The 4188-nt window shown below is 73.4% G+C and carries 1 protein-coding gene and 1 pseudogene; both read left to right on the top strand.

Features of this window, described 5'->3' with window-relative positions:
• The coding region (locus SACPADRAFT_RS25100) for a beta-ketoacyl reductase (RefSeq protein ID WP_007026712.1) at positions 1–1228 on the top strand (1228 nt) is incomplete at its 5' end.
• 131 nt (positions 1229–1359) lie between these two features.
• Positions 1360–4188: pseudogene (locus tag SACPADRAFT_RS31145) on the top strand (type I polyketide synthase); the annotation flags it as partial.

Raw genomic sequence — 4188 nt, 5'->3', positions numbered from 1 at the left:
CGGCCACGTCGCCCGCTGGCTCACCGCCCGCGGCGCCGACAGCCTGCTGCTGGTGAGCAGGCAGGGCGAGGCCGCCCCGGGCGCCGCTGACCTCGCCGCCGAACTGCGCGAGTCCGGCTCCGAGGTCGTGGTCGCCGCCTGCGACGTCGCCGACCGCGACGCCCTGGCCGCATTGCTCGGCCGGTACCCGGTCAACGCCGTGTTCCACACCGCGGGTGTGCTCGACGACGGCGTGCTGGACGCGCTCACCCCCGACAGTGCCGCCATCGTGCTGCGCCCGAAGACCACGGCGACGCACAACCTGCACGACCTCGCGGGCGAGGTCTCCGCGTTCGTCCTGTTCTCCTCGCTCGCCTCGACCACCGGCGGTGCGGGCCAGGGCAACTACGCCGCCGCCAACGCCCACCTCGACGCGTTCGCCGAGCGCCGCCGCGCCGCCGGTCTCCCCGCCACGTCCGTGGCCTGGGGTGCCTGGGGTGGCGGCGGGCTGGCCGAGCAGGAGACCCGGGCTCGGCGGATGAGCCAGGGTGGCCTCACACCGATGCGGCCGGAGCTGGCGGTCACCGCACTGGAACAGGCCCTCGACCACGACGACACCGTCATCACGGTGGCGGACATCGACTGGGACCGGTTCACCGCCGGGTTCGCCGCCACCCGCCCCAGCCCGCTGATCAGCGGCATCCCCGAGGCCGTCGTCCCGGAGGGACCCGCCGCGCGGGCCGAAGCGCGGACCGGGCTGCGTGCCCGCCTCGCCGGTTTCGACCCGCGGTCCGCTCACGACGCGGTCCTGGCCGAGGTGCGCGACCAGGTCGCCGCCGTCCTCGGCCGCGCGGGCGGCGACGACGTCCCGGCGACCAAACCGTTGAAGGATCTCGGATTCGACTCGCTGACCGCCGTCGATCTGCGCAACCGGCTCGCCGCCTCCTGCGGGCTGGACCTGCCTGCCACGCTGGTGTTCGATCACCCCACCGCGGAGGCCATCGCCGTCCTGCTCGCCGGGCAGCTGGTCGCCGGGGCCGACCCGGCCGAGGCCGTGCTGCGCGACCTCGCCGGTGTCGAGGCGGCCCTGTCGACCGACACACTCGACGCCACCACCCGTACCCGGGTGCTGACCCGGCTGCGCACGCTGGTGGACGACTCGGCGGGCGGCGAGCCCGGAGGCGATCTCGACGACGCCACCGACGAGGAGATGTTCGACCTCCTCGGCACCAAATTCGGCCTCTCCTGAACCGGCCCAGGGCGAAGAAAGGGACCCCGCAGATGTCCATGTCCAACCCCGGGCAGAGCACCGAGGCCAAGCTCCGGCACTTCCTCAAACGCGCCACCGCGGAGCTGGAGTCCACACACGAGAAGCTGCGCGCCGCCGAGAGCCGGGCCGGTGAACCGGTCGCGATCGTCGGCACGGCGTGCCGGTTCCCCGGTGGGGTCGCCACCCCCGAACAACTGTGGGAACTGCTGGCCGAGGGCCGCGACGCCACCGGTGAACTGCCCACCGACCGTGGCTGGGACATCGACGCCCTCTACGACCCCGACGGCGAGCGGGCCGGTACCTTCTACGCGGCTCGGGGCAGCTTCCTCGACACCGCCACCGACTTCGATCCGGGCTTCTTCGGCATCTCCCCGCGCGAGGCCGTCGCCATGGACCCCCAGCAACGGCTGCTGCTGGAGACCTCCTGGGAGGCCGTCGAACGTGCCGGGATCGACCCGCTGTCACTGCGCGGCACCGATACCGGCGTCTACGTCGGCACCAACGGGCAGGACTACACCAGCCTGGTCGTCGAGGCCGGGGACACCGTCGACGGGCACCTGCTCACCGGCAACGCCGCCAGCGTGATCTCCGGCCGCGTCGCCTACACCCTGGGCCTGGAGGGCCCGACCGTCTCCGTCGACACCGCCTGCTCGGCGTCGCTGGTGTCGCTGCACCTGGCCGTGCAGGCGCTGCGCGCGGGGGAGTGCTCGCTCGCGCTGGCGGGTGGGGCCACGGTCATGGCCACTCCGGCGTTGTTCATCGAGTTCTCCCGGCAGAAGGGCATGTCCGGCGACGGCCGCTGCCGCGCCTTCGCCGACGCCGCCGACGGCACGGGCTGGGGCGAGGGCTCCGGCATGCTGTTGCTCGAACGCCTCTCCGACGCCCGGCGCAACGGCCACCAGGTTCTCGCCGTGGTACGCGGCTCGGCCATCAACCAGGACGGTGCGTCCAACGGCCTGACCGCACCGAACGGCCCCGCGCAGCAGCGCGTCGTGCTCAAGGCCCTGGACAACGCCCGCCTCACCCCGGCCGACGTGGATGCCGTCGAGGCGCACGGCACCGGCACGCGCCTGGGCGACCCGATCGAGGCTCAGGCCCTGCTCGCCACCTACGGGCAGGACCGCGAGACCGCGTTGCAGCTGGGTTCCATCAAGTCCAACCTCGGGCACACCCAGGCCGCCGCGGGCGTCGCGGGAGTGCTGAAGATGGTCATGGCGCTGCGGCACGGCGTCCTGCCCAGAACCCTGCACGTCGACGCCCCCACCACCCAGGTCGACTGGTCGGCAGGTGCCGTGGAACTGCTGACCGACTCCCGCCCGTGGCCCGAGACCGACCGGCCCCGCCGCGCGGGCGTGTCCGCCTTCGGCGTCAGCGGGACCAACGCCCACGTCGTCCTGGAAGAGGCCCCGGTCGAGACCCCGGCGCAGGCCCCGGTCGACGACCGGCCCGCGGGCGGGGTCGTGGCGTGGCCCCTCTCGGCGCGGTCGGAGGCGGCCCTGCGCGGGCAGGCGTCGGCGTTGCTGACCGGGCTGGGGCAGGGATTCTCCCCGGCGGACGTGGCGGTTTCGCTGGCGGCGCGATCCGCGTTCGAGGAGCGGGCCGTCGTGGTGGGGGAGTCGGCCGACGAGTTGTTGGCCGGGCTGAACGCTGTCGCGGGTGACCTGCCGTCGACCGTGCGGGGAACCGCGGACACGGGACGCGTGGCGTTCGTGTTCACGGGTCAGGGTTCGCAGCGGGTGGGGATGGGTCGTGGGTTGGCTGCGGCGTTTCCGGTGTTCGCGTCCGCGTGGGACGAGGTGCTGGCGTTGTTTCCGGCTGAGGTGCGGGAGGAGATCTCGGGTGGGTCGCGTCTCGGGGAGACGCGGTTTGCGCAGCCGGGGATTTTCGCGTTCGAGGTGGCGTTGGTGCGGCTTCTGGGGTCGTGGGGTGTGGTGCCGGATGTGGTGATGGGGCATTCGGTGGGGGAGATCGCGGCGGCGTGGGCTGCGGGGGTGTTCTCGTTGGAGGATGCGGCGCGGTTGGTGGTGGAGCGCGGTGCGCTGATGGGCGCGGTCGACGCCCGTGGGGCGATGGCCGCGATCGGTGTGTCGGAGGCCGAGGTGGAGCTGCCGGAGGGGGTGGAGTTGGCGGCGGTGAACGCGCCGGAGTCGGTGGTGGTGTCCGGCGACGCCGACGCGGTGGAGACGTTGGTCGCGGACTACAAGGCGCGTGGGATCAAGGCGTCGCTGCTCGATGTGAGTCACGCGTTCCACTCCGCCCACATGGACGGCGTACTGGACGAGTTCCGGGCCTGTGTGGACGGTGTGGACCGTGGTCCCGCCCAAGTCGGTTTCCTGGGGGTCGCGGGGGATCGGGACCCCACCGAGGCCGGGTACTGGGTCGACAACGTGCGCCGCACCGTCCGGTTCGCCGACGGCGCCGGGCGGTTGGACGCGGCACACGTCATCGAGGTCGGGCCGGACGCGGCGTTGAGCTCCTTCGTCGACGGGTGCGTGCCCGCCCAGCGCAGGGATCTCGACGAGGTACGAGGCGCGCTGCGGGCCGTCGGGACGCTGTGGACGCGGGGCCGTTCGGTGGACTGGCCCGCCGTGACCGGCGGCGGCGAGCGAGTCGAGCTGCCCACCTACGCGTTCCAGCGGAACCGCTACTGGGTCAAACAGGTCCCCAAGGACGTCACCGACGGCTGGCGTTACCGGCTCGACTGGACGCCGGTCGGCCTTCCCTCGGGCGAGCTCACCGGCACCTGGGCCGTCGTCGGTGACGACGGCATCGCCTCCGCGCTCGGTGCCGGCGCCTCCGTCGAGGACGCGACCGGCGGCGTCCTGGTCGTCGACCCGACCCTGGACGAGCTGCTCGCGCTCGTGCAGCGGCTGGTCGCTGCCGGCAGCCGGGCACGGTTGTGGTGCGCGACGACGCGCCCCGCCGCCGACGTGCACGGG

Origin of the sequence: Saccharomonospora iraqiensis subsp. paurometabolica YIM 90007 (genome assembly GCF_000231035.2) — a bacterium.
Taxonomy (GTDB): domain Bacteria; phylum Actinomycetota; class Actinomycetes; order Mycobacteriales; family Pseudonocardiaceae; genus Saccharomonospora; species Saccharomonospora paurometabolica.
The sequence above is the reverse complement of the archived record's forward strand: the minus strand, read 5'-3'. Positions and strand labels throughout refer to the sequence as shown.